This is a genomic window from Flavobacterium tructae (genome assembly GCF_001853485.1).
In the GTDB taxonomy this organism is placed as follows: Bacteria; Bacteroidota; Bacteroidia; order Flavobacteriales; family Flavobacteriaceae; genus Flavobacterium; species Flavobacterium tructae.
In genome coordinates this window covers 56,612-80,582 of record NZ_MIKE01000028.1, presented here as the reverse complement: position 1 = coordinate 80,582, position 23,971 = coordinate 56,612, and the positions used below count along the sequence as shown (strand labels likewise).

25 protein-coding genes and 4 tRNA genes are annotated in these 23,971 nt (G+C 35.5%); 8 read left to right on the top strand and 21 right to left on the bottom strand.

The window, feature by feature from the left end; all coding sequences use genetic code 11:
* Window positions 1-10: 10 nt before the first annotated feature.
* Both rsmH and mraZ read right to left on the bottom strand, forming a co-directional pair.
* A complete protein-coding gene (gene rsmH, locus BHE19_RS20860; RefSeq protein ID WP_207544137.1) occupies window positions 11-919 on the bottom strand; it encodes a 16S rRNA (cytosine(1402)-N(4))-methyltransferase RsmH in 909 nt (302 codons plus the stop codon).
* Window positions 894-1,367 (bottom strand): division/cell wall cluster transcriptional repressor MraZ, encoded by a 474-nt coding sequence (gene mraZ / locus BHE19_RS20855; RefSeq protein WP_017497025.1) that lies wholly within the window; start codon window positions 1,365-1,367, stop codon window positions 894-896. The genes rsmH and mraZ overlap by 26 nt, the downstream gene beginning before the upstream one ends.
* 377 nt (window positions 1,368-1,744) lie before the next feature.
* Between mraZ and BHE19_RS20850 the strand changes: the two genes are divergently transcribed.
* Together BHE19_RS20850 and yihA are read left to right on the top strand one after the other, a co-directional pair.
* On the top strand, window positions 1,745-2,509 hold the full coding sequence (locus BHE19_RS20850) for an alpha/beta fold hydrolase (RefSeq protein WP_017497026.1): 765 nt from the start codon (window positions 1,745-1,747) through the stop codon (window positions 2,507-2,509).
* A 42-nt stretch (window positions 2,510-2,551) separates the two neighbouring features.
* Complete coding sequence (gene yihA, locus BHE19_RS20845; protein WP_017497027.1) at window positions 2,552-3,172, top strand: ribosome biogenesis GTP-binding protein YihA/YsxC; 621 nt, start codon at window positions 2,552-2,554, stop codon at window positions 3,170-3,172.
* Window positions 3,173-3,285: 113 nt separating this feature from the next.
* On the opposite strand, the gene gldC is transcribed toward yihA, so the two are convergent.
* Together gldC and gldB are read right to left on the bottom strand one after the other, a co-directional pair.
* Entirely contained in the window at window positions 3,286-3,621 is a 336-nt protein-coding gene (gldC, locus tag BHE19_RS20840; protein ID WP_017497028.1) for a gliding motility protein GldC, read from the bottom strand.
* Entirely contained in the window at window positions 3,621-4,577 is a 957-nt protein-coding gene (gene gldB, locus BHE19_RS20835) for a gliding motility lipoprotein GldB (protein WP_070908711.1), read from the bottom strand. The genes gldC and gldB overlap by 1 nt, the downstream gene beginning before the upstream one ends.
* Window positions 4,578-4,676: 99 nt before the next feature.
* On the opposite strand from gldB, the gene nadE reads away from it, so the two are divergent.
* Window positions 4,677-5,483 carry an NAD(+) synthase gene (gene nadE / locus BHE19_RS20830; protein WP_017497030.1) on the top strand — a complete coding sequence of 269 codons (807 nt, stop codon included), beginning with the start codon at window positions 4,677-4,679 and terminating at the stop codon, window positions 5,481-5,483.
* A 93-nt stretch (window positions 5,484-5,576) separates the two neighbouring features.
* On the top strand, window positions 5,577-6,206 hold the full coding sequence (locus BHE19_RS20825; protein ID WP_017497031.1) for a response regulator transcription factor: 630 nt from the start codon (window positions 5,577-5,579) through the stop codon (window positions 6,204-6,206).
* Here the strand turns inward: BHE19_RS20825 and dnaG are convergent.
* The 6 genes from dnaG to rlmN form a co-directional block, all read right to left on the bottom strand.
* The gene (gene dnaG, locus BHE19_RS20820) at window positions 6,203-8,266 is read right to left on the bottom strand and encodes a DNA primase (protein WP_070908710.1); all 2,064 of its coding nucleotides are present in this window, start codon (window positions 8,264-8,266) and stop codon (window positions 6,203-6,205) included. The two genes, BHE19_RS20825 and dnaG, sit on opposite strands and share 4 nt — an antisense overlap.
* Window positions 8,267-8,393: 127 nt before the next feature.
* Window positions 8,394-9,449, bottom strand: coding sequence for a hypothetical protein (locus BHE19_RS20815; protein WP_070908709.1), 1,056 nt, complete (start codon window positions 9,447-9,449; stop codon window positions 8,394-8,396).
* Window positions 9,450-9,654: 205 nt separating this feature from the next.
* Window positions 9,655-10,389 carry a hypothetical protein gene (locus BHE19_RS20810; RefSeq protein WP_070908708.1) on the bottom strand — a complete coding sequence of 245 codons (735 nt, stop codon included), beginning with the start codon at window positions 10,387-10,389 and terminating at the stop codon, window positions 9,655-9,657.
* On the bottom strand, window positions 10,376-10,936 hold the full coding sequence (locus tag BHE19_RS20805) for an RNA polymerase sigma factor (RefSeq protein ID WP_017497035.1): 561 nt from the start codon (window positions 10,934-10,936) through the stop codon (window positions 10,376-10,378). The genes BHE19_RS20810 and BHE19_RS20805 overlap by 14 nt, the downstream gene beginning before the upstream one ends.
* A 199-nt stretch (window positions 10,937-11,135) precedes the next feature.
* Window positions 11,136-12,113 carry a polyprenyl synthetase family protein gene (locus BHE19_RS20800; RefSeq protein ID WP_017497036.1) on the bottom strand — a complete coding sequence of 326 codons (978 nt, stop codon included), beginning with the start codon at window positions 12,111-12,113 and terminating at the stop codon, window positions 11,136-11,138.
* A gap of 241 nt (window positions 12,114-12,354) precedes the next feature.
* Entirely contained in the window at window positions 12,355-13,398 is a 1,044-nt protein-coding gene (rlmN, locus tag BHE19_RS20795; RefSeq protein WP_070908707.1) for a 23S rRNA (adenine(2503)-C(2))-methyltransferase RlmN, read from the bottom strand.
* Window positions 13,399-13,606: 208 nt separating this feature from the next.
* Between rlmN and BHE19_RS20790 the strand changes: the two genes are divergently transcribed.
* From BHE19_RS20790 to BHE19_RS20780, 3 genes are all read left to right on the top strand, one after another.
* On the top strand, window positions 13,607-14,200 hold the full coding sequence (locus BHE19_RS20790; RefSeq protein WP_070908706.1) for a YceI family protein: 594 nt from the start codon (window positions 13,607-13,609) through the stop codon (window positions 14,198-14,200).
* Window positions 14,201-14,429: 229 nt separating this feature from the next.
* Entirely contained in the window at window positions 14,430-14,762 is a 333-nt protein-coding gene (locus BHE19_RS20785; protein ID WP_017497039.1) for a hypothetical protein, read from the top strand.
* A gap of 113 nt (window positions 14,763-14,875) precedes the next feature.
* Window positions 14,876-15,517: an O-methyltransferase gene (locus tag BHE19_RS20780; protein ID WP_017497040.1), complete on the top strand. Its 642-nt coding sequence runs from the start codon at window positions 14,876-14,878 to the stop codon at window positions 15,515-15,517.
* 263 nt (window positions 15,518-15,780) lie between these two features.
* On the opposite strand, the gene BHE19_RS20775 is transcribed toward BHE19_RS20780, so the two are convergent.
* The 7 genes from BHE19_RS20775 to BHE19_RS20745 form a co-directional block, all read right to left on the bottom strand.
* A complete protein-coding gene (locus tag BHE19_RS20775; protein WP_070908705.1) occupies window positions 15,781-16,344 on the bottom strand; it encodes a phosphatase PAP2 family protein in 564 nt (187 codons plus the stop codon).
* A gap of 1 nt (window position 16,345) precedes the next feature.
* A complete protein-coding gene (locus tag BHE19_RS20770) occupies window positions 16,346-16,693 on the bottom strand; it encodes a Sec-independent protein translocase subunit TatA/TatB (protein WP_017497041.1) in 348 nt (115 codons plus the stop codon).
* A 257-nt stretch (window positions 16,694-16,950) separates the two neighbouring features.
* On the bottom strand, window positions 16,951-19,191 hold the full coding sequence (locus BHE19_RS20765) for a M1 family metallopeptidase (RefSeq protein WP_070908704.1): 2,241 nt from the start codon (window positions 19,189-19,191) through the stop codon (window positions 16,951-16,953).
* 66 nt (window positions 19,192-19,257) lie between these two features.
* On the bottom strand, window positions 19,258-19,764 hold the full coding sequence (locus BHE19_RS20760) for a DUF6702 family protein (protein ID WP_070908703.1): 507 nt from the start codon (window positions 19,762-19,764) through the stop codon (window positions 19,258-19,260).
* The gene (locus BHE19_RS20755; protein ID WP_070908702.1) at window positions 19,764-20,513 is read right to left on the bottom strand and encodes a hypothetical protein; all 750 of its coding nucleotides are present in this window, start codon (window positions 20,511-20,513) and stop codon (window positions 19,764-19,766) included. The genes BHE19_RS20760 and BHE19_RS20755 overlap by 1 nt, the downstream gene beginning before the upstream one ends.
* Window positions 20,503-21,231 (bottom strand): carboxypeptidase-like regulatory domain-containing protein, encoded by a 729-nt coding sequence (locus tag BHE19_RS20750; protein WP_070908803.1) that lies wholly within the window; start codon window positions 21,229-21,231, stop codon window positions 20,503-20,505. Before BHE19_RS20750 ends, BHE19_RS20755 begins: the two co-directional genes overlap by 11 nt.
* Window positions 21,218-21,982 (bottom strand): hypothetical protein, encoded by a 765-nt coding sequence (locus BHE19_RS20745; protein WP_070908701.1) that lies wholly within the window; start codon window positions 21,980-21,982, stop codon window positions 21,218-21,220. The genes BHE19_RS20750 and BHE19_RS20745 overlap by 14 nt, the downstream gene beginning before the upstream one ends.
* A gap of 166 nt (window positions 21,983-22,148) precedes the next feature.
* On the opposite strand from BHE19_RS20745, the gene pepE reads away from it, so the two are divergent.
* Window positions 22,149-22,856, top strand: a complete 708-nt coding sequence (gene pepE / locus BHE19_RS20740; protein ID WP_070908700.1) for a dipeptidase PepE — start codon at window positions 22,149-22,151, stop codon at window positions 22,854-22,856.
* Between the two features lie 133 nt (window positions 22,857-22,989).
* Here pepE and BHE19_RS20735 read toward each other — a convergent pair.
* The 4 genes from BHE19_RS20735 to BHE19_RS20720 all read right to left on the bottom strand — a co-directional run bounded on the left by BHE19_RS20735 (window position 22,990) and on the right by BHE19_RS20720 (window position 23,601).
* A tRNA-Gly gene (locus tag BHE19_RS20735) sits at window positions 22,990-23,062 on the bottom strand.
* A 107-nt stretch (window positions 23,063-23,169) separates the two neighbouring features.
* A tRNA-Gly gene (locus BHE19_RS20730) sits at window positions 23,170-23,242 on the bottom strand.
* Between the two features lie 107 nt (window positions 23,243-23,349).
* Window positions 23,350-23,422, bottom strand: a tRNA-Gly gene (locus BHE19_RS20725).
* 106 nt (window positions 23,423-23,528) lie between these two features.
* Window positions 23,529-23,601: transfer RNA gene (locus tag BHE19_RS20720), tRNA-Gly, on the bottom strand.
* Window positions 23,602-23,971 lie beyond the last annotated feature (370 nt).

Genomic DNA, 23,971 nt, shown 5'->3' with positions numbered 1-23,971 from the left:
ATCTCACAAACTATATCTTCTCAGCAATTCTTAATTTAGCACTTCTTGCTCTGTTGTTGATTTTAATCTCAGCCTCATCCGGCACAATCAGTTTTCCTATCGTTTTAAACGGAACTGAAAAGTTTCCGTAAAAATCTCTTTCAGGCTCTCCTTCAAACATTCCGTTTTTGATGAATCTTTTTACCAGTCTGTCTTCTAAAGAATGGTAAGAGATTACAGAAAATCTTCCACCCGGATTTAAAATTTCTAACGACTGTTCGATAAACTCTTTCAGAACATCCATTTCCTGATTTACCTCGATTCGGATCGCCTGATAAATTTGAGCCAATATTTTGTTGCGAACTCTTTCCGGTAAATATTTTGCCAGAACTTCTTTCAGTTCATCTGTCGTTTTGATTGGATAACCTTGTCTAGCTTCTACAATTGTTCTTGCTAAAACCGGTGCATTCTTCAACTCCCCATAATCAAAAAAAACACGACGTAAATCCTGTTCTTCATATTCGTTAACCACACGATAAGCATTTAAATCATTTTTCTGACTCATCCGCATATCCAGTCCGGCATCAAATCTGGTTGAGAAACCTCTCTCCGGAACGTCAAACTGATGTGATGAAACACCCAGGTCGGCCAAAATTCCATCTACTCCTTTAACACCATGAAAACGCAAAAACCTTTTTATGAATCTGAAATTCTCATTAATTAAGGTAAACCGTTCATCCGGCAATGCATTTGCAAGCGCATCTTCGTCCTGATCAAAAGCAAATAATTTTCCGTTTGGTCCTAATCGTCTCAAAATTTCTTTTGAATGTCCCCCACCGCCAAACGTAACATCTACATAAATGCCGTCAGGTTTAATATTTAAACCATCAACTGTAGGATGAAGCAAAACCGGATTATGATATTCCATTGTCGTCGTCATTAATATTTCCCATTACTTCTTCGGCTAAATCTGCAAAATCCATATCTTCGCCGCTTATTGATTTTTCATATAAATCCTTATCCCAAATCTCCACAATATTAACCGCAGATGAAAAAACCACATCTTTAGAAATACCCGAAAAGGTCACCAAATCTTTCGGAACCAGTAATCGTCCCAATGCATCAATCTCTACCACTTTCACACCTGCAGTAAATCTTCGAATGAAATCATTGTTCTTTTTCACAAAGCGATTCAGCTTGTTGATTTTTTGCATCATCAGATCCCACTCGCTCATTGGATACAATTCTAAACACTGTTGAAAAACTGAACGCTTCAAAACAAATCCGTTCTGAAGAGAGGAAGTCAATTGCTTTTTCAAAGGCGCAGGCAACATCAGCCTCCCTTTAGCATCGACTTTACACTCATATGTTCCAACAATTGTGTTCAAGAAAATTCATTAATATGTTATAGGACAAAAATATAAAAAATATTACCACATTTTACCACAATGTACCACTTTGTTAATAAGTTTAACCACTTACGCCCCACTTTACATAACCGATAGAATATCAATACATTAACTTATTATTAACGAATTATCAATAACACTAATCATTCGAAAAAATTACGCGCTATTTTTCTTAAAAATTTAGCTATTCTGCCGATTTCTTAACATTTAAAAAACCCACAAAAAACACCACTTCTCTCTGATTTTTAATCACTTAGAAATTATACTAAAATTATCTAGTTAAAAAACGACAGCAAAAATCCTTTTTTATTTATTAAACCCTATATTTGTCCAAATTGAAATTGGCATTAAATTAAATGGACAAACACTACAAAAAAGAAGGCAAATACAGCTATTATGAAGCTGGAGAAGGAACTCCTATCGTTATTTTACATGGCTTAATGGGAGGCCTTAGTAACTTTGATGCTGTAGCCGAATATTTTCCAACAAAAGGATACAAAGTTGTGATCCCGGATTTGCCAATCTATACTCAAAGCATTTTAAAAACAAACGTAAAAAGCTTTGCCAAGTATGTAAAAGACTTTATCACATTTAAAGGATTTGATCAGGTTATACTACTAGGTAACTCTTTAGGCGGCCACATTGCACTGTACCACACAAAGCTATATCCTGAAAAAGTTGCCGGACTGGTAATCACAGGAAGTTCAGGACTTTACGAAAGCGCAATGGGCGATAGCTACCCAAAAAGAGGCGATTACGAATACATCAAAAAGAAAGCTGAAGATGTTTTTTACGATCCTGCAATTGCTACACCGGAACTTATTGACGAAGTGTACGCAACCGTTAATGACCGTATCAAACTCATCAAAACTTTGACAATTGCCAAAAGTGCTATTCGTCATAATATGGCCAAAGATTTACCAAAGATGACTACAGAAACCTGTATCATCTGGGGTAAAAATGATGCCGTTACTCCCCCAAATGTTGCCGAAGAATTTGATAAATTATTGCCTAATTCAACTTTGTACTGGATAGACAAATGTGGACACGCTGCTATGATGGAGCATCCTCAGGAATTCAACAAAATCCTGGAAGAATGGCTCGTTAAAAAGAATTTATAGCATCTAACTTTCGACTTTTAGGAGGTTTTAAAAACAAAAAACATGAAAATTAATACCGCCGAATTCATTGTAAGTAATTCTGAAGTATCAAAATGCCCGAAGGATTTTTTACCGGAATATGCTTTTATCGGAAGATCAAACGTAGGTAAATCCTCTTTGATCAACATGCTTACTAATCATAAGAATTTAGCCAAAACATCAGGGCGCCCTGGAAAAACACAGTTAATCAATCATTTTAAGATTAATAACAATTGGTTTCTAGTCGATTTACCGGGTTATGGTTATGCTAAAGTATCTAAGAAAACAAAATCAGTTTTCCAGCAATTCATCACGGATTATTTTGAAACCCGAGAGCAATTAGTTTGCGCTTTTGTTTTAATTGACATTCGCCATGAAGCACAAAAAATTGACATTGAATTTATGTCATACATGGGAGAAAGCGAAATACCGTTTTGCATCATTTTTACCAAAGCAGATAAAATCAGTAAAGTAAAAATCGATTCTCACGTCGCAGCTTACAAAAAACAAATGTTTGCCAATAACTGGTCTGAAATGCCTCAATATTTTGTAACTTCCTCTACTGAAGCTACAGGAAAAGAAGACCTTTTAGCCTATATTGATGAAGTAAATCAGGAGGTTTTTAAAAACAACTCAGAATTTTAAATTCCAATTTTTAAAAAATTCCAAATCCCAATAAAAGGAAATAAAAAATAAAAAATCCCAAATTCCAAGTTTTGCTATTGGAATTTGGGATTTTTATATTGGAATTTTAACTACTATTTCGTCAACTCCAGTTTTTCTGCAAAATAATCACAAAAATCTTTCATGGTATCTGACATTTTTTCGTCGTCAGTGGCACGTTTAAAAGTATCCGCCATAGCCACCAAAGTCTGGTGAAAGAAAATTTTCATTTCATCTACCGGCATATCTTTGGTCCACAAATCAATACGCATACTTTCTTTTGCTTTACTGTCCCAAATTGACAGCATAATTGCTTTTGCTTCTTCTGCTTCTACTCCGCCGTCCTTTGCCGTCCATGATAATCTTTCCGGAACACGGTTTTCGTCTAATTCTATATTGAATTTAATTTCTGATTTTATTGTATTTGACATTATTTCTTAGGTTTATATTTTGACTTTTCAAAGATTACCTTTGCTTCTGTTTTTAATAATTCCGACAAAGTTACGTTATTATTCTTCATATAAGAGCGTACAATTTGCCATCCTAACCAAGCCCCTATTCTTCCCGGAGAATCATTGTCAATTTCTAAGTAGAATTTAGAAAACGGAGCAGGCACTATAAATCGGGTAGTTAGTTTCGGATCATCACTGTACAGCATTTCACTTTCAATAAAATAGCGCCACATATAGGCTTCATTTTCCTGACTCCATTTTATTTGTTCAGGTGTATAACCTATTTTTTCAGCATCGGTATAATTGGGCAACAACAAATCTTTCGCATACAATTGTTTCCCTTCAAAAATCATTTGGGAAACCAAGTTTTTATCCCGAAATGCCGGGATATTTCGATAAGCAAAACTCGAAACCACGTCGGGCATAATTTGTTTCTCTTCAAAATTTTGTTTTAGATAATTTGGGAATTCATAAAATTTATGGTCTTTCCCCAAATACAATTCCAATGCTACAATTACCAGAGTGTCTGCATATATAGCCTTGGCATTATAATCCATTTCCCCAATTACAGTGATAACTTTTGGCGTTTTCGTTTTAGGGAAGTAATATTTTACATGCTGAAAAAGCGCATTGAATTCTTCACGTACAGGTTCAAAATTGCTGTATTTTTTCTGAACCTCGGTATAGACTTCTTTCCAGATCGGATCCTGCATTTTCTTAAGCCAGACATTATCATCATTTCCTGCCGGAAAAAAGAAAGGATACTGTTTTTTTACTTTAGCCAAATCCTCTGGTTTGGTCTCAAAAAACACCTTATCAAAACGCTCTACTTTAATGTCTACCGGAATTTCTTCTACTGCTTTTTCGACTTTGGTTTTCTGGTCACAAGACAAAAAAAACAAGCACAGAACCACTGCTAAGCGATATATTTTCATTTTATTTTAATTAGATTTGTGTTGCTCATATTTTAAACAAACTATGCTTAAAAATATTTGTGCAAATATACATCCCTGCATCTTAAATCTTGAACTATTATGGCTAAAAAAAGCACTATTCAGACAGAAAAAGTAAACGCCCACATTGTAGAGTGGTTAAAAAATTATGCAACCCGAGCAAAAGTTAATGGTTTTGTAATTGGTATTTCAGGTGGAGTTGACTCTGCGGTGACTTCTACCTTGTGTGCACAAACCGGTTTAACCGTTTTATGTGTTGAAATGCCAATTCATCAGGCTGCGAATCAGGTTTCAAGAGGAAGAGAACATATTGAGCAGTTAAAGAAACGTTTTCCAAATGTTTCAAGCGTAGAAACGGATTTAACCGCCACTTTTGAAGCTTTCAAAAGCGCTGTACCGCAAACGGATGATGAAGCAAAAGTAAATTTATCACTGGCCAATACACGTGCCCGTTTAAGAATGACCTCTTTATATTATTTAGCAGGAATTCATGGTTTGCTTGTAGCGGGGACAGGAAACAAAGTAGAAGATTTTGGAGTAGGATTTTACACTAAATATGGAGACGGAGGTGTCGATTTAAGTCCAATTGCCGACTTAATGAAATCAGATGTATATGCTTTAGGGGCATTTTTAACAATTCCGGAGTCAATTTTAAGCGCAGCGCCTACAGATGGATTATTTGGCGATAATCGCACCGATGAGGATCAATTAGGCGCCAGTTATGACGAACTTGAATGGGCAATGCTAGCCTCAGAGTCAGGAAATACGGGGGCTGACTTTAGTGAGAGAGAGAAAATTGTCTTCGAAATTTATAAACGTTTAAACACCAGCAACAAGCATAAAATGGATCCAATTCCGGTTTGTATTATACCAAAAACGTTAAAATAATACTTTTTAACATTTGTCTGCAATTAATTACAGAATTTATTTATTAATTTTACAGTTCCAAAAACATGAACAATTCTAAAAAAGGTAAAAATTATGATTAAAGTATGTCTTGCAGACAATCATCCTGTGACTCACTTTGGCGTTAAGTCTTATTTTAAAGACCACGATCAAATTTCAATTGTTGCCAACGTAGGCAATTTTTCAATGGTTAGAGATATCCTTCAGACGAAAGAAATCGATATCCTGATTCTAGACCTAGAACTGGAAGGACTTTCAAGTATCTTCGAAGTAAAATCCATCCTGAAGAATTTCCCAAAAACAAAAATTGTAATTTTTAGTGACCTCGCTGAACAAATGTATGCTCCAAATGCTATTAAAGCAGGAGTTTCCGGTTATGTACACAAAACAGAAAAACTTGAGACTTTAGGTATTTCTATTATTAAGGTACACGAAGGAAAAATTATCATCAACGAAACCGTACGTAAAAACATGGCTCTTATTGCTAAACAAAGCAAAAGCGAGCGTTTGTACAGAAAACTTTCAAATCGTGAGATCGAAGTTTTACGTTATTTAAGCGATGGTAAAAAGAACAATGAAATCTCTAAAATCTTAAACCTGAACGAAAAAACAATCAGTACTTACAAATTAAGATTATTGACTAAATTAAATGTTACTAATTTAGTTGACTTAGTAAACAAAGCTAAGACTTTAGAAATTATTTAATGGTATCGCGACATTACTCTTCCTAGTTTTTTCGCGAATGAATTAACTAATTTTGAGTAATCGACAACCATAGACAAAAGCTCTGTATTATCTGAATTATCAGGTTTTATAGAGCTTTTTAATTCATCAATGATTTTGCCTACCAAAAACCAACGCATTGACATAATCGTTTCAGTAACGTATTGTGCAATCGTTTCATGCTTCATTTTTGAAAAAATATTCTGTCCTTCCCAATCGTGAAGAGCCAATCTTTCATCTTCCATTAAAATATCTGTAACTTCCTGAGCAAAATCAGGCTGCAGGCGCATTAAATACTGTTCGAGACTGAATTTTTCATTCTGATTGTAAAACCCGATTAAGTCTGTAAAAATATCACGGAACAAATTATTAGAAAGTTCTACCTCATCTTCCTGTAAACTCAAATAAATACGCTGATAGACTTTATAATTTTTCATTTCAGAGACCATTATCACTTCGCCCTCTTCATTCGTTTTTAAAAGTACATCTTCAAACTCCTCCGTCTTATCGCCATAAAGCAGCAGGATTTCGATTACTTTTCGTTCTAAACGGTATAAAATATCAACTTTCTCTGCCGGCTCTTGTGCATACGATGGCTCTCCCGGATAATAATCCTCAGGCGGTCCTGTCCTTGGGTCTTCGGGATCGCCTCCTGAATAACCGGTCTGTTTTGCAGGCTGATTCCTGTGCACTTCAAAGGGTCTTTGCTCCTGCTTTTGCTTTTTGCCTGCTTCTGCAAGATCTTTTTGAATTAATTGCGCCAGAGTACTCACCAATACCTGCTCCGAAATATCCATGATTCGGGCACATTCCTGAGTATAAATTTCGCGCTGGATACGATCCGGAATCTTCGAGATACTATTGACCATATCCCGAATTAAATCAGCCTTTTTTATAGGGTCGTTTTTCGCTTCTTTCATTAGGAGAGAGGCTTTAAACTGTATAAAATCTTTGCTGTTTTCTTCTAAATAAGCAACCAGATCATCGTGCGAATTTTTTCGTGCAAAACTGTCCGGATCTTCTCCATCAGGAAAAGCACAAACTCTTACATTCATTCCTTCTTCCAGAATCAAATCGATCCCGCGAACAGAAGCACGTAATCCTGCAGCATCTCCGTCAAATAAAACGGTTATATTTCTCGTTAATCGGTTGATCAGACGAATCTGATCCGGTGTTAAAGCGGTTCCTGATGAAGCTACCACATTCTCGATTCCGGCCTGATGAAACTGAATCACATCCGTATATCCTTCCACCAAATAACAATTGTTTTGTTTCGCAATCGCTTGTTTGGCCTGAAAAATTCCATAAAGTACTTTACTTTTATGGTAGATATCACTCTCAGGCGAGTTTAAGTATTTAGCGGCTTTCTTATCATTGGTTAGAATACGCCCTCCAAAACCCAAAACACGTCCTGACATACTTTCTATAGGAAACATCACACGTCCCTTGAAACGGTCAAACGGACGATCTTCTCTCGGAATGGTCAAACCGGTACTTTCCAGAAACTCCAACTTGTATCCTTTACCCAGAGCTTCTTTGGTAAGAGCATCCCAGGTTTCAGGTGAATATCCTAAACTAAATTTTTTGATGGTTTCATTGGTAAAACCTCTTTCTTTAAAATATGAAAGTCCTATTGCTTTTCCTTCTTCTGAATTTAAAAGTGTTTTATTAAAATAGTCTTTCGCAAATTCCGAAACCAGATACATACTTTCACGGACATCTGTCATTGCTTTTTCAGCATCCGTCTGTTCTGTTTCTTCAATCTCTATATTGTATTTTCTGGCCAGATATCGAATGGCTTCCGGATAGGTAAACTGTGAATGTTCGATCAGAAACTTAACTGAATTACCTCCTTTTCCCGTACTAAAATCTTTCCAGATTCCTTTTGCAGGCGAAACCATGAACGATGGAGAGCGTTCATCTGAGAACGGACTTAGTCCTTTAAAGTTACTTCCGGCTCGTTTTAAATTAACAAAATCACCAATAACCTCCTCTACCCGAGCAGCATCAAAAACAGCATCAATCGTACTTTGTGAAATCAAAACGTAAAATATTTATAAAATTTGAAGGATGTAAAATTACACAAATCCCCCATGAAATTGGGCAATTTTAAATAAAAAAAAGCACCTCTTTCGAAGCGCTCTTTCCACTAACTAATCAATTGTATTCTTAATTAAAATCGAATCTTAATCCCAATGAAATGTTATTTTCTTTTACAGTATTATTCCTAAACAATGGGTTTAAATCGTATTTTAAATACAAACTCATTTCTTTATAACCAATGTAAGAACTCAATCCGTAAATAAAATTATTCACATTATAATCTCCTTTTATAGTTGTCTTATAATCCAAATCATCCTGATCGTATTTTAGAATTTGCTTGGATTTTACATTAACTCCTGCGTAACCTCCAATTCCAAAGCGGAAACTATTATGTGTTCTAAAGTACGTTTTTCCGTTACTCACTTTCGGTCTTGAAAAATCAAACTCTAAATGAACTGGCACCGCGATGTACACATTTCTAAAACGGGATTCATCTAAATGGATCGCATTGGTTTGCAATTCTGTCTGGTTTCCATTGACTACAAAATATTTATTATCTCTCGGGCGAATATTATTATACATTAAAGACAATCCGTATTTAGCATGTAACAAATTATCGTTTTTCATTAATCTTGTGTTATAGGTAAATCCCCATTCGTAAAAATGCGATCCTGTAAACCTATATTTAGAATCCTGCAGTTTGCCATCGACCATCATATTATTCAAACCTGCTGCAAATACAAACTGTGATGTCGTTCTTCTTTCGCCGCGTATAGAATCTTTTCTTTTTTTATTATCATCCATCCATTTTATATCATTCCAATGAACAATCAAAGCACGTCCGCTTTTATAATTTCCCTCCTTGATTTTTCCGTCCACTTTTTGCTGTACTAAATCATTGAGTTCATTTTGTGCCAGTGTTACTTTTTCTTCGATAATAATCGCTCTGGCTTCTGCTAATTCTTTTTTACGTTTGTCTGCTTGTTCCTGAGTAATTTTCCCTTCGGACAACTGAACATTTATAGCTTCAATTTCTTCTTTCAAAGCTTCTTTTTCCTCTTTCGTAACTTTCTCTATTTTATTGGCAATTTTTCTCGCTTTTGATTCAAAAGTTTCCTGTCCCATAACTTTACTGACAAATAAAAAGACAAGGATAACGAGGTGAATGGTAAAATTTTTCATGACTGTTTTTTTTTAAAAATTTGATTGTTGATTGATGTTTTTTTTTCTAATTGTAAAATGTGAGATGTGAATGGCAAACAATTATTATTTATAATTGGGTTGAAAATTGACACTAAAAGCCTGCCCGACTACTCTCGGAATTATTTTTTTGATCTTTAATTTTTGATTTTCTCCAACAGCACGTTCCTGATTGGAGTTGGAAACTTTATTCCAGCTGATTTCGATTGGCCAAAGCCATTTTTACCGTTTGGTAATTTTTATTGACTTTTGTAATTACCTTTTCACGAAACGACAACTCTAATTCGCCATCGACCTGTTGAAGCAAATCATTGGCATTAATTTTTACTTTTGATTTTGGCTTGACAGCATTCTCAGCAACGATTACTTTTTCAGCTGTTCCCAGCAACTGATCTACCGTTTCTTTTTCAGGATTTTTAGCCTTTAAAGGCTGTGGATTGATTGATTGTTTTTCAGGATTGTTTTTGATGATGATTGAAGACTCCGCTATTGCATTGGATTTATTTGTAATGATTTTATTCGATTTTGATTCCTGTTGGCTTTCTTGTTGAACTGACTTTTTAATTGTTTTTTCTTCTGAAACCACTACTGCTTCTTCAACTGCTATATTGGTATCTAAAGTTGGCTTTACAACAGAATCTTTCTTTGCATCTTCCTTAACCACTATGATGTCTTTTGGTGTTACATCTGTATTTTTCTTATGGTTAAAAAAGAAAGTTCCAACCAGTAAAAAACCAACAACACTTGCAGCAACATACATCCATTTCTTTTTCCCGGCTTTTCGTGAACTAAGAGCAATAGTTTTCTTTTCTTCAGCAACGCTCAACATGGCATCCAATCGATCCCAGGCTTTATCACTTGGTTCAATTTTACGTTGATTTAGTTTTTCACGGAAATCCTTTTCAAAATTATTCGGTTCCATTATCTTGTTTTTTTAGACTATTAATTTGTGTTTGCAGCATTTTTCTGGCATGCGATAATTGCGATTTTGATGTTCCTTCGTTAATCCCCAACATCTTGGCAATTTCATTGTGTTTATATCCTTCTATGGCGTATAAGTTAAAAACCATTCTGTAACCTTCCGGTAAAGCATCAATTAAGAACTGAATCTGATCGATCGAAAACTGACTGTCAATGGCATTGAAACTCTCTTCGATATAAATTTCTTCTTCACTAAACTTTACTTTTTTATGAACTCTTAAATACGAAATACATTCGTTCACCATAATCCGCCTGACCCAACCTTCAAAACTTCCTTTGTGCTCAAACCTGCTTAAATTGGTAAACACTTTCATAAAGGCAGTTATCATCACATCTTCAGCCAATTGAATGTCTTTTATATACTGTCGACAAACACTTAACATTTTTGAAGAAAACCGACTGTAAATTTGTTGTTGTGCTTGCCGATTATTCTCGACAGCCAACTTTATAATTTCGGTTTCTTCCTGATGTAAATGAATAATTTTCATTAATAAGCGGTTGGTTTTGGTTTAGTAACAGACTTCTATTAGCATAGACGCATAACGTTTTGAAATGGTTGCATGAGAATGGAAAAAAAATCAATAAAAAAAAATACAAATTCCAAAAAACACAATTAAACCATTCATTTACAACAAAGTAAATCAATTATTTAATTAACAAATTTTCTAATTATCTAATTTAAAAAAACTATTTTTTTCTTTCAATAACGTAGTTTACCATTAAAACAAGGGCATCTTTAAACTCAGAATCTGAAAAATTATCCAGTAGCAAAAGTGCTTCCTGCTGAAATTGCACCATTTTTTGTTCAGCGTAAGCTAATCCATTATTGCTTTTTACAAATGCGATAACTTCTTTGACACGTTTTTTGTCTTTATTGTGGTTTTTGATGGAGTTTATCAACCACTTTTTTTCTTGCGGGGTACAAGTATTTAAAACATGAATTAAAGGCAAAGTCATTTTTTGCTCTTTAATATCGATTCCGGTTGGTTTACCGATAGCTTCTTCGCTGTAATCAAATAAATCATCTTTGATTTGAAAAGCCATTCCGATCAGCTCGCCAAATTTTCTCATGTTTTCGACCTGAGCATCATCTTCAATTACCGATTTTGCACCAAGTGCACAACAGGCTGCAATAAGCGTTGCTGTTTTCTTTCGGATGATTTCGTAATATACTTCTTCGGTGATGTCCAGTCTTCTTGCTTTCTCAATTTGAAGCAATTCGCCTTCGCTCATTTCGCGAACGGCTACAGAAATGATTCGGAGCAAATCAAAATCACCATTATCGATAGAGAGCAAAAGCCCTTTGGACAATAAATAATCTCCAACTAAAACGGCAATCTTATTTTTCCAAAGTGCATTGATGGAGAAAAATCCACGACGGCGATTGCTATCGTCTACCACGTCATCGTGTACCAAAGTAGCGGTATGAATAAGTTCAATTACAGAAGCTCCGCGATAGGTTCTTTCGTTTACAATACCTTCAGAAACCATTTTAGCGGTTAGAAAAACAAACATCGGACGCATTTGTTTTCCTTTTCGGTTTACGATATAATAGGTAATACGATTCAATAAAGCCACCTTTGAGGTCATCGATTCATGGAACTTTTTTTCAAAAAGTTCCATCTCGTTAAAGATGGGCTGTTTTATTTGAGAAGTAATATTCATTTCGATCCCAAATATACTATTTTAAATAAAAAAATACAGTGTATTTTACATTAGTATATCAATAATTTAAATGCTTATGTAAAAAAACGAACCGAAAACTTTCTTCTGTCTCAATTTGAATTCGTTATCAACAAAAGTGTCCGCTCTCAGGCAATGCTCTATAAAAAATGCCTTGAAGAACAAGGCATCTTTAAAAATTTATTAAGCTGTTCGTTTACAGCACAAAACTGCAAAACATTATTTATCCTTCTTTATTGGCCAATTGTCCGCAGGCAGCATCAATATCCTTTCCTCTGCTTCGGCGTACTTTTACCACTACTCCGATATTTTCCAATGCTTTTATATAAGCCAGAATTGATTCTTCTGAAGCTTGTTGAAACTCGCCATCATCAATTGGATTGTATTCAATTAAATTGACTTTACACGGAACATATTTACAAAATTTCACCAAAGCATCAATCGAAGCTTTATCGTCATTGATTCCTTTCCAGACTACATATTCGTATGAGATTTTACTTTTGGTTTTTCTGTACCAGTATTCCAAAGCTTCACGCAAATCTTTTAACGGAAATTTTTTACTGAAAGGCATGATTCGCGCACGTACTTCATCAATAGCCGAATGCAGGGAAACTGCCAGTTTGAATTTTACATCATCATCGGCCATTTTTTTTATCATCTTCGGAATTCCCGAAGTCGAAACCATAATACGTTTGGGTGACATTCCTAATCCTTCCGGCGAGGTAACCATATCAATAGCTTTGATGACGTTGTTGTAATTCATCAAAGGCTCACCCATTCCCATAAAAACAATATTCGAAAGCGGGTGATTGTGATACAATCGACTCTCTTTGTCTATCGCAATAATCTGATCGTAGATTTCTCCCGGTTCCAGGTTTCGCATTCTTTTCAATCGTGAAGTGGCACAGAAATTACAATCCAGACTACACCCAACCTGACTTGAAACGCAGGCTGTTGTTCTGGTTTCTGTAGGAATCAATACGGACTCTACCACTAAACCATCGTGCAGACGAACGGCATTTTTTACGGTTCCGTCACTGCTGCGCTGCATGGTATCTACCTTGATATGATTGATTACAAAATTTTCCTCCAGCATCGTACGAGTTGTTTTGGCGACATTGGTCATGTCTTCAAAACTGTGCGCTCCTTTGCTCCATAACCATTCGTAGACTTGATTTCCACGAAAGGCTTTGTCATTATTAGCGACAAAAAAATCGCGAAGCTGATCTTTTGTTAAGGCTCTTATATCTTTTTTCTCCATTTGCATGCTGCAAAGTTAATCACTTTTTAAAACATTTCTCAGAAAATGTATTTTCTCTCTATTATACGCTTTAAATAAAAACCTAACCATGATTTTTATCAGGTCTTTTGCTATTCGTTCGTAATAAATTTGACATAAGAAAAAGACAGTAACTCATTATCAAAAACCAATTGAACCGCAAACTGATCTTAAAATTTAACAAATACCTATACAAATGAAAACGATCCAATCTATTTTATTAGCAGCAGTACTGATGTTATCTTTACAAGTAAACTCACAAAAAAGATATAGTTTATCAAAATCAGCCTTTGAAGTTGCAGGAACTTCCAACATACACGATTGGACGATGAAATCTTCAGACGGAGTGGGAAGTGCTTTCTTAACTGTTACAGATTCGAAAATTACAGATATAAAAAACCTGACCGTTTCCTTATCAGCTGAAAGCTTAAAAAGCGGCAAAGGAAGCATGGACGATGTTGCTTATAAAGCTCTGGAAACCGATGACCATAAAAACATTAAATACGCTCTAAAATCTGCCGAAAAAGTAAACGAAAACACCTGGAATTTTAACGGAACCTATACTATAGCAGGTGTTAGCAAAGATTTTAAAACTCAGATAAGAGTAACAGCCTATAAAGACGGTACTTTTGCGCTGCAAGGCTCCAACCGAATGACTTTTAGTGATTTTGAAATGACAACGCCTTCTGCGGCACTTGGAGTTGTTAGAGCCGGAAAAGAATTAACGGTGATCTTCAACATCACTTTGACTGATTTTACAAAAAATGATAACATTTTAGTGATTAAATAACGATTTAAAAGCAACGAAATAAAAGTATGCAACAATAAATACTTTTCTATTCTAAAAATGAATAAAAAAAATGGCTCAGCATTTCAAAACTCAAAACTTTGGCACGAGAATTGTCTTGCACTCAAAAGGAAAATAATCTTACAAAGAGCTCAATCATTTTAAAATGTGTATCTTTATTTTTCAGCTTTATAACTTTTAAATTTAATCAATCTAAAAAAATCAATTTCTTATGAAAAAACAAATCTTAAGTCTGGCTGTTATCGCTTTATTAGCATTCGCTGTTCAATCTTGCGAAAAGAAGGAACCAAAACCTGCAGAGGAAGAACTAACTCTTGGAAACAAAGTTGACTCTTTAACTACCGATATTAAAGAAGTAAAAGATAGCGCAGTAAGCAAAACTGAAAGTGCTGCTGAAGATGTAAAAGAAGCTACCAAAAAAGCAGCAGAAGATGTAAAAGACGCGACTAAAAAAGGCGCTGAAAAAGTAGAAAATGCTGCTAAAGCTGCTAAAGACGGTACGGTAAAAACAGCTAAAGAAGTTAATGAGGCTTTGAAAAAATAGTCTCTTCACTTTATGAAACTAAAACCATTCGATACAACGAATGGTTTTTTTATACTCAAAAAAGAGCCACTATTTTTCGTATTTTTACACTCAAAATTAGAAGATACTACAAGATGCATTTTATTTCTCAAGAACTGGAAGATTATATCGAGCAACATTCTGAAAACGAACCGGAATTGTTGGCCAAACTAAATAAAGAAACATACCAGAAAATACTACTGCCAAGAATGCTTAGCGGGCATTTTCAGGGTCGTGTTTTAAGCATGCTCTCGAAATTGATTCGCCCTGTAAACATTCTCGAAATTGGAACTTATACCGGTTATGCCGCTTTGTGTCTGTGTGAGGGAATGCAGGAAAACGGGCAGCTGCACACCATTGACATCAAAGAAGAATTAGTCGATTTTCAACGTAAATATTTTGATGCATCTCCTTGGGGAAAACAAATTTTCCAACATTTAGGAGAAGCTGTTGAAATCATTCCAACTTTAGACGTCAAGTTTGATTTGGTTTTTATCGATGCCGATAAAGAAAATTACATCAATTATTGGGAAATGATTGTTCCCAAAATGAACAAAGGCGGTATTATCTTATCGGATAATGTTTTATGGAGTGGAAAAATACTGGAACCGGTTCATCCAAATGACGTTAGTACCAAAGTTCTTTTAGAATACAATTTACTCTTGAAAAACGACCCCAGAGTCGAAACGGTTTTATTACCTATTCGTGATGGATTAACGGTTAGCAGGATACTTTAAAGAGAGACTAAGATACTGAGGCGCTAAGGTTCTAAGTTTTCTCAAATAAAAAAACTTAGAACCTTAGAAACTCAGAACCTTTAAGCATGTTATTTGTCATTGTTTCATTGGGCTAAAGCCTTTTTCCTATTCAATTTTACCTCAAGCTCAAGCTGGAGACAATTGAACAAAGTAATTAAAAACTAAACAAATAAGGCTCTAAGTTTTCTCAAATAAAAACTTAGAACCTTAGTATCTTATCCCCTCAGGACCTTCAAAAAAACCTATCCTGGAAAGTATTGTGGTTTTAACCTGCGATATACCAAATAAAGTAATGATCCGAAAAGGGCTCCAAAGAAATAACCGGTTAAGATATCTCCCGGATAGTGCAATCCTAAGTAAATTCGGCTATAAGCAAAGATTAAAGGCCATAGGAATATAAATCCTAAAAACTTAATACGGCGTCTTAAAACGAAATATAAAAAGGTCGCTACCGCCATAGTGTTGGCTGCATGTCCGGAGAAAAAACTAAATGATTTTCGGGTTTGCACCACTCGAATAATAGTGTTGATATCAGGATTATTACATGGTCGTAGTCGCTGAACTGTGTATTTAACCAAATTGGTAACCTGATCTGTAAAAGTGATTAGCACGGCAATAAAAAGGATCACATACAAAGTTTGTTTCCCCCCTATTTTTTTGTACATTAAATAAAAAAACAACAGAAAAAGAGGTGTCCAATTTAACTGACTGGTAATAATCAGCCAAAGTTTATCGTATGTTTCAGAACCTAAACCGTTAAGGTACACCAATAACTCGGTGTCTAATTTTTGTATTTTTTCAAGCATATTATCTTTGGCGTTTTACAGGTCCTGAGATTGAATCGATATCTTCTTTTACTTTGTCTATTTCTGTGGTAGTGTCTCCCAATAAATTAGCGGAGTCCCCCATCAGATTGCTTTTGGCATCATTAATTTGCGCATTGATGTTACCCGTTATATCCGTAAGTGATCTGGAATCAAGGCCATTGGCCTCAGCTCCTTTTTGAATTTCACTTTTAATATCATTAGTAGCATTTTTTAATTGCGCCATGGCCTTTCCCATTGTACGAGCAATTTCAGGCACTTTATCTGAACCAAAAAGCATTAGCACTATAAAAAGTATAAAAACTAATTCTCCTCCTCCTATACCAAACATATCTTTTATTTTTGTGTTCACAAAGATATTAAATTTTATAACGGACGGTTTTAAAATTTACTTAAAAAAAAGAGAACTGCCTCAAAAGAATTACGCTCCACTGGAGCTTCTTAAAACTGGTAAATTGTATTTGCTATAAAGATTTTGCTCCGCTGGAGCAGTTTCAGAAAAAACAGAAGTAATTCCTTTTAAAAGAAGTTTTATTTTATAAAAAAAGTGCCGCCTCATTTTGAGACAGCACTTTTTTTGATTTATTGCTAATCAAATTTTGATTTTTCTTCTACTTTTGGCCAGCTATTGTTGGTAACATCAATATCGGCGGTCATTAATTTCGGATCTATCTGAATGCTCTTGATTGCTTTTTCAGTTGCATACACTTTTTTAGCCGTGTCGTTATTCTTTCTCCAGATCTGCGCCGGATACTGATAATTTTCTTTTGTTCCGTCTTCGTAAGTAATCTCAACCAAAATTGGCATGATCATTCCTCCCGGTTTACTAAACTCTACTTCATAGAAATATTTAGGAGATTTCAGACTTGCTTTTTCTTCTGCTGTAAAGGTTTGACTCACATAATCTGACAATAGTTTTACCTCTTCTACTTTTAGTGGTTTCTTAGTCGAAGCGTTTACCTCGGCATTATCACCGGCAACTAAATACACGAAAGGTCCTTTTTCAAATCCAAAACGTCCTTTTTTCACCTTAATATCTTTGATATCTGCAGTTGGGGTTTCGGAAACATAGTATTGTTTTACCTCTTTGATTCCGATATCTACAAAATCTGTAGAATAAAACCATCCTCTGAAAAACCAGTCTAAATCAACCGCCGAAGCGTCTTCCATCGTTCTAAAGAAATCTTCGGGAGTTGGGTGTTTGAATTTCCATCTGTTGGCATAGGTTTTAAAAGCATAGTCAAACAATTCTCTTCCCATTACGACTTCTCTCAGAATATTAAGTCCTGTAGCCGGTTTTCCGTACGCATTATTTCCAAATTGATGAATGGTTTCAGAGTTCGACATAATAGGCTCTAAAAACTTCTGATCTCCACTCATATAGGGAACGATATTTTTCGCAGGTCCGCGTCTTGAAGGAAAGTTCGAATCCAGTTCCTGCTCTGCCATGTATTGTAAAAAGGAGTTTAAACCTTCATCCATCCAGCTCCATTGACGTTCATCTGAGTTTACAATCATTGGAAAAAAGGTATGCCCCACTTCGTGAATTACCACACCGATCATTCCGTTTTTAACCTCTTTGCTGGTCACCCCATTTTCATCTGGACGACCATAATTCCAGCAAATCATTGGGTATTCCATCCCCTGATCTTCGGCTGAAACCGATACTGCTTTTGGATAAGGGTAATCAAAAGTATGTGCTGAATAGCTTTTTAAAGTATGCGCTACCACCATTGTAGAAGTTTCTCCCCATAGCGGATTTGATTCTTTCGGATAAACAGATTCGGCCATTACTACTCTGTTTCCAATTTTTACAGCCATTGCATCGTAAATGAATTTTCTTGAAGAAGCAATTCCGAAGTCACGTACATTTTTAGCACTGAATCTCCAGGTTTTTTTCTTTTCCGAAAATCCTTTTTCCGCTGCTTCTGCCTCAGCTTGTGTTACAATTACAACTGGTTTATCAAATGATTTCTGAGCCTGTTCGTAACGTTTTACCTGTTCCGGCGTAAAAACTTCCGCTCTGTTGGTCAGTTCTCCGGTAGCATCAATGATGTGATCTGCAGGAACTGTAATGTTTACATCAAAATTACCAAAAGGCAATGCAAACTCTCCACTTCCCCAAAACTGCATATTCTGCCAGCCTTCAACATCATTGTATACGGCCATTCTTGGATAAAACTGAGCAATTACGTATAATTTATTTCCGTCTTTATCAAATGATTCATAACCGGAACGTCCGCCACCTTCTTTTCTGTAGTTGTTAACGTTGTACCACCATTTGATGGCCAATGAAATTTTTTCACCCGGCTTTAATGGTGTTGCCAGATTAATACGCATCATGGTTTCATTGATGGTATACGACATTGGGTTTCCTTTTATGTCTTTTACCTGTTCAATATTAAAACCGCGCTCTAAATCTTTTTTCAAATATTTACTTGAGAAACCATCCAAAGGCAAAACGGGACTTATTTTTTCACTTTCCGCCAAAGAGGTTTGCGTTTTGGCTCTGGCCTGATTCTGATCTAGCTGTATCCACAAATACTCCAGAACATCAGGAGAATTATTAGAATAGGTTATCACTTCAGACCCGTCTATTCTTGATTTTTTATCGTCTAATTCAATATCGATTTTATAATCGGCCTGTTGTTGGTAATACGCAGGTCCTGGTGCTCCCGAAGCGGTACGAAACATATTTGGAGTAGCCAGCAGATCATACATCTGGCTGAATTTGTTTGTATCGTACTTCCCTTGTTGCTTTGGAGCAACTGTTTTTTCCTGAGCGACAAGCATTGCAGGAAAAATCAACAATAATGAAAGTTTTTTCATAAAATAGTAATGGTAATTTTGTCAGGGTGTGAAAATAACAATTAAATCAATAATTTTATCGATTCTTTAGTACTTTAACAATTCTTTCCTGGAAGATTCGGTAAAGAGAACACTTTTCTTACTGCCAAATGCCGTAACGTGCGTAATATTCTGTTGCTCAGCATTCCAATCTACTAAAATAGTATTAGAGATTTCAATAGTTTTAAATTTATCGATGTCTTTTATTCGCGAATAACAAACCAAAACATCACCGGCTTCTATCTCTTTAGACAAAAAGGTGATGGGTTTGGACTGACCGTTTATTTTAATGATAAAGTTTTCTGCAAGGTATTTCTTTAACAGCTCTACATCTGCTTCGGTTTCTTTATCGGTTCCTACGAATGTTTTCTTATGGTATTTTTTCTCCATACCATTATTAAGATCATCAATAAATATTCGGGAAGTAATCTGAATCATCTTTTTCTCGGCGGCATAATTGACCTGAAAAACACCCACATAAAACTTGTGGAATGCGAAAGCAGAAAGTGATAAAAACAATATTCCTATTAAAGGATAGATTACCTTATTTTTCATTACTGAGAAACTTTCACTTTTTTAAATTCCTTATTTTTATTAACCAGGAAATCAATCAATTCAAATTTCTGGTCTGGACCAAGATGTTTTCTGGATTCCGGATCATTAGAACAATACAACAGAAACAATTCTATATCATCTTCTTTTAACCCCAAAGTACCGGTAAAGAAGTTCGGTTTGAAATTGGCTCTGGAATATTCAATAAAAGCAAGATCCGTAATAACTTCTTCCTTATCATCATCATCTTTAGAAAGCAGCTTTTTAACATCTTTAAAAATTCTGACAAAGTTCATACCGTATTTAATCGTCTGATCAGAGTACATTGTAATATTTTTGGCCGTAGACTGCTTATCATCTTCAAACTGCATGTCGACATATTGTTGTGAACCTCCGCCAAGTGACTTTACTTTTAGATCTTTATGTACCAAAACTTCTTTCAGCTCATTACTTATTAAATCTAATGGCACCGAAAGCAGAACTCCGGCACAGTCTTTTTCTGTCAGCACAATTTTTTTGGACTGAAACGCCAATCCCGTAAACAACAAGGTATCCTTAGGTTTTGCCATGATATCAAACAATCCGCCTGAACCAATAAAGGTTCTCACATTGGCATTTACATTCATCACAAAACCACTTTCAACGGCGAGCGATTTATTGGTAACTTGTCCGTGGATGGGTTTTCTTGAATTTTGTCCTACTGTAATTTGACAAATCAGGCTTATAAGCAATAAGGTTAGGCTATTTTTCATTTTCGAGAATTATTAGATATTTTCTGGCTAGATCGGTTAACAAAAACATACTCATTGTTTTGTTTTTAGTATTCAAAGATACGGCAAAATCAGCATCATCCACACAATATAACTGAAATCCTTTAATATCTGCTACAGGTATTCGTAATCTTTCTGTATAATAATTTTCCTCAAAAAGATATTCCATTTTTCTAAAGAGCGCCTCTTTCTTCTCTACATTAACCTCTTTTTTAAGCATGGCTGTTCTTCCGGAAATTTTGTTAAGCAACTTGTCTACCGAGGTTGAAGTCGCAGTATACACTTTTCGTTCTGCAGGGGTATATTTTTTCTGTCCGTACGGAATTATCCCTAAATTCTCAGCTGTTATATTGGCATTTTCATTCACCACCACCTCTTTCAACTCCACTTCTTTGGCTGTCATTTTAATCTGAAGCCGACCTGTATTCATATCGTCAGCCGTGATTCGTCTCTTATATCCTTCCAGATTTACTGCCGAAAACACCAAAACATCTCCTTCTTTTGCCACAATCGAAAACCCTCCGTTTGCATCTGAAACAGCCGTAACCTGTGTCGTATTATTAATAATATTCACGGACTCAACTGAAGTAGACTGCTCAAAAATCTGTCCCGAAATTTCTTTTGAAACCTTATTTTGCGCAAATCCCAACTGGACTAACAGCAACAGCAAACTAGTTTTTATAAATCTATTTATTTTCACTTGCAATTATTTCTTTATACTTAACCGCTAATTCCGCCAGCAAAAATTCCGTCGAAGTCTTATTTTTAGAATTTAAAATCACTGTAAATCTATCATTATCTACGACGTAATATTCGAATCCTTTTACATATTCTAAAGGAATCTTCAATTGCCCCACAAAATGTTCCAGCGTAAACATTTTTTCCAACAGCTTCATGAAAGCCTCTTTTTTCTCTACCACTGCCTCTTTTTTAAGCATAGCCGTGCGTCCTGAAAAAAAATTCAACATCGGATCTGCAGAAACAGAACCACCAACCATACCTCCGGCATTTGCCTTTGCATTTAGATCTGTCGCGGTACGTAATTTACGTTCGGCTTCTGTGTATGTTTTTTGCCCGCTGGGGATAATCCCCAAAGAAACAGCATTCACATTATTGTAATTTTTAATAATAACTTCCTGCAGCTGGTGCATTACCACATTAAGTTTTACAGTAAAGTTGATATCTGAGAAATTTTCATCTGTTAATACAACTCTGCTTTCTTTGAATTGTATCGAAGAAAAAACAAGTTCATCACCTGCTTTAGCACCAATAGAAAATGCACCCGCAGAATTGGTTGTTGTCATCCCCTCTGTCCGCGCATTGATTACATAAACCCCTTCGAGATCATTGACATTCGCACTTATTCGTCCGTTTAAAACGGTCTCGTCCTGAGCCTGAGACCAAGCGGTCTGCCCTAAAGCAAGAATCAGAAAACAGACGAACCTGTGCATGACGACAAAATTTTAAAGATTTTCTTAAAGCTGTAAAAATATCTTAATGTTCTCCAAATTTAATACTAAGGAGTTGGTAAAAATATGTTAATTAAACCCCATAAAGAAGTATTCCAAAGAGAGTTTTTTAATACCTTTAACCAATTCAACCTGAGTTTAAACCATTATGAAAAGCATTATCATTGCCAGCACTTCTACTCTTCACGAAGGCAGCTATTTAGAGTATTTACTCCCTACTTTACAATCTCTCTTTAAAAACTGTAAGAGCATTTTATTTATTCCGTTTGCCAGACCCGGAGGTATTTCGCATGACGATTATACCGCAAAGGTCTCGGAAGCTTTTGCTTCGATCGATATCTCCGTTAAAGGAATTCACGAATTTGAAAATGCAGCTGACGCCATAAAAAATGCAGAAGGAATATTTACCGGTGGTGGAAATACCTTTTTATTGGTGACGCAGCTTTACAAGTACAATATTATGCAGCTTCTTTCTGAGACGGTGAAAAACGGAACTCCTTATTTAGGAACAAGTGCCGGAAGTAACATTTGCGGCCTTTCGATGCAAACCACCAACGACATGCCCATCATCTACCCTCCAAGTTTTCAAACCTTAGGACTGATTCCTTTTAATCTGAACCCACATTATCTGGATCCTGACTTACAATCTAAACATATGGGCGAAACAAGGGAAACCAGAATTAAGGAATTCCATGCTTTCAACACAATCCCGGTTTTAGGTTTAAGAGAAGGCAGCTGGCTGGAAGTAAAAGGCGATACAATCACTTTGAAAGGAAACCTGCAGGCGCGTTTGTTTCTGCAAAACGAAACTCCGACAGAATTGGAGACTGGGAGCGACCTGAGCAATCTGAAATAAAAATCCAATCTTTTTAAATTCCAAATTCCAATTTATCAATCAAATTTGGAATTTGGATTTTTTTTACATGAATACGCTTGAATACAGGCAAAAACGAAAAAAGCCTCAAACATTTGTTTGAGGCTTTTTTAAGAGCGAAAGACGAGGCTCGAACTCGCGACAACCAGCTTGGAAGGCTGGAGCTCTACCAACTGAGCTACTTTCGCATTAACAGGGTGCAAATATAAAAAATTAAATCATTAAAAAAACAAAACTCAATAATTTTTTATTCTTGCTAAAAAAACCAAAACAATTAAATTTCAGTTTTTTTTAGAGCGAAAGACGAGGCTCGAACTCGCGACAACCAGCTTGGAAGGCTGGAGCTCTACCAACTGAGCTACTTTCGCATTAACAGGGTGCAAATATAAAAAATTAAATCATTAAAAAAACAAAACTCAATAATTTTTTATTCTTGCTAAAAAAACCAAAACAATTAAATTTCAGTTTTTTTTAGAGCGAAAGACGAGGCTCGAACTCGCGACAACCAGCTTGGAAGGCTGGAGCTCTACCAACTGAGCTACTTTCGCATTAACAGGGTGCAAATATAAAAAATTAAATCATTAAAAAAACAAAACTCAATAATTTTTTATTTTTGTTAAAAAAACCGAAACGATTAAATCTCGGTTTTTTTAGAGCGAAAGACGAGGCTCGAACTCGCGACAACCAGCTTGGAAGGCTGGAGCTCTACCAACTGAGCTACTTTCGCATTACTGCGGTGCAAAGATAAGGCATAAATTCAGTTAAATCTAAGCTTTTTGGCAAAAAAATTCAATAAAAAATCACATTTAATGATAACTTATTTAAAATTAAAAAGTTATAAAATCAATTATTTCTCATAAAATGGAGTTCGTATAAAAGAAACTACAGCAAAAGAAATTTATTCCGATTATCAATCCCTGCTTCGAAAGGAAAAATCAGCCGAAAGTTGTATCTTTGAAGGAAAAGTTTAGAAAACGGCCAACTTAACCGGTCTTATTTTAATAATGAAAAATTAATAAGAATTATTTCATTATTTGAGAAAATCAGACCTATATTTGCCGAGAAAATCAAATTTAAATCCGGAAAATCTTTGCAGA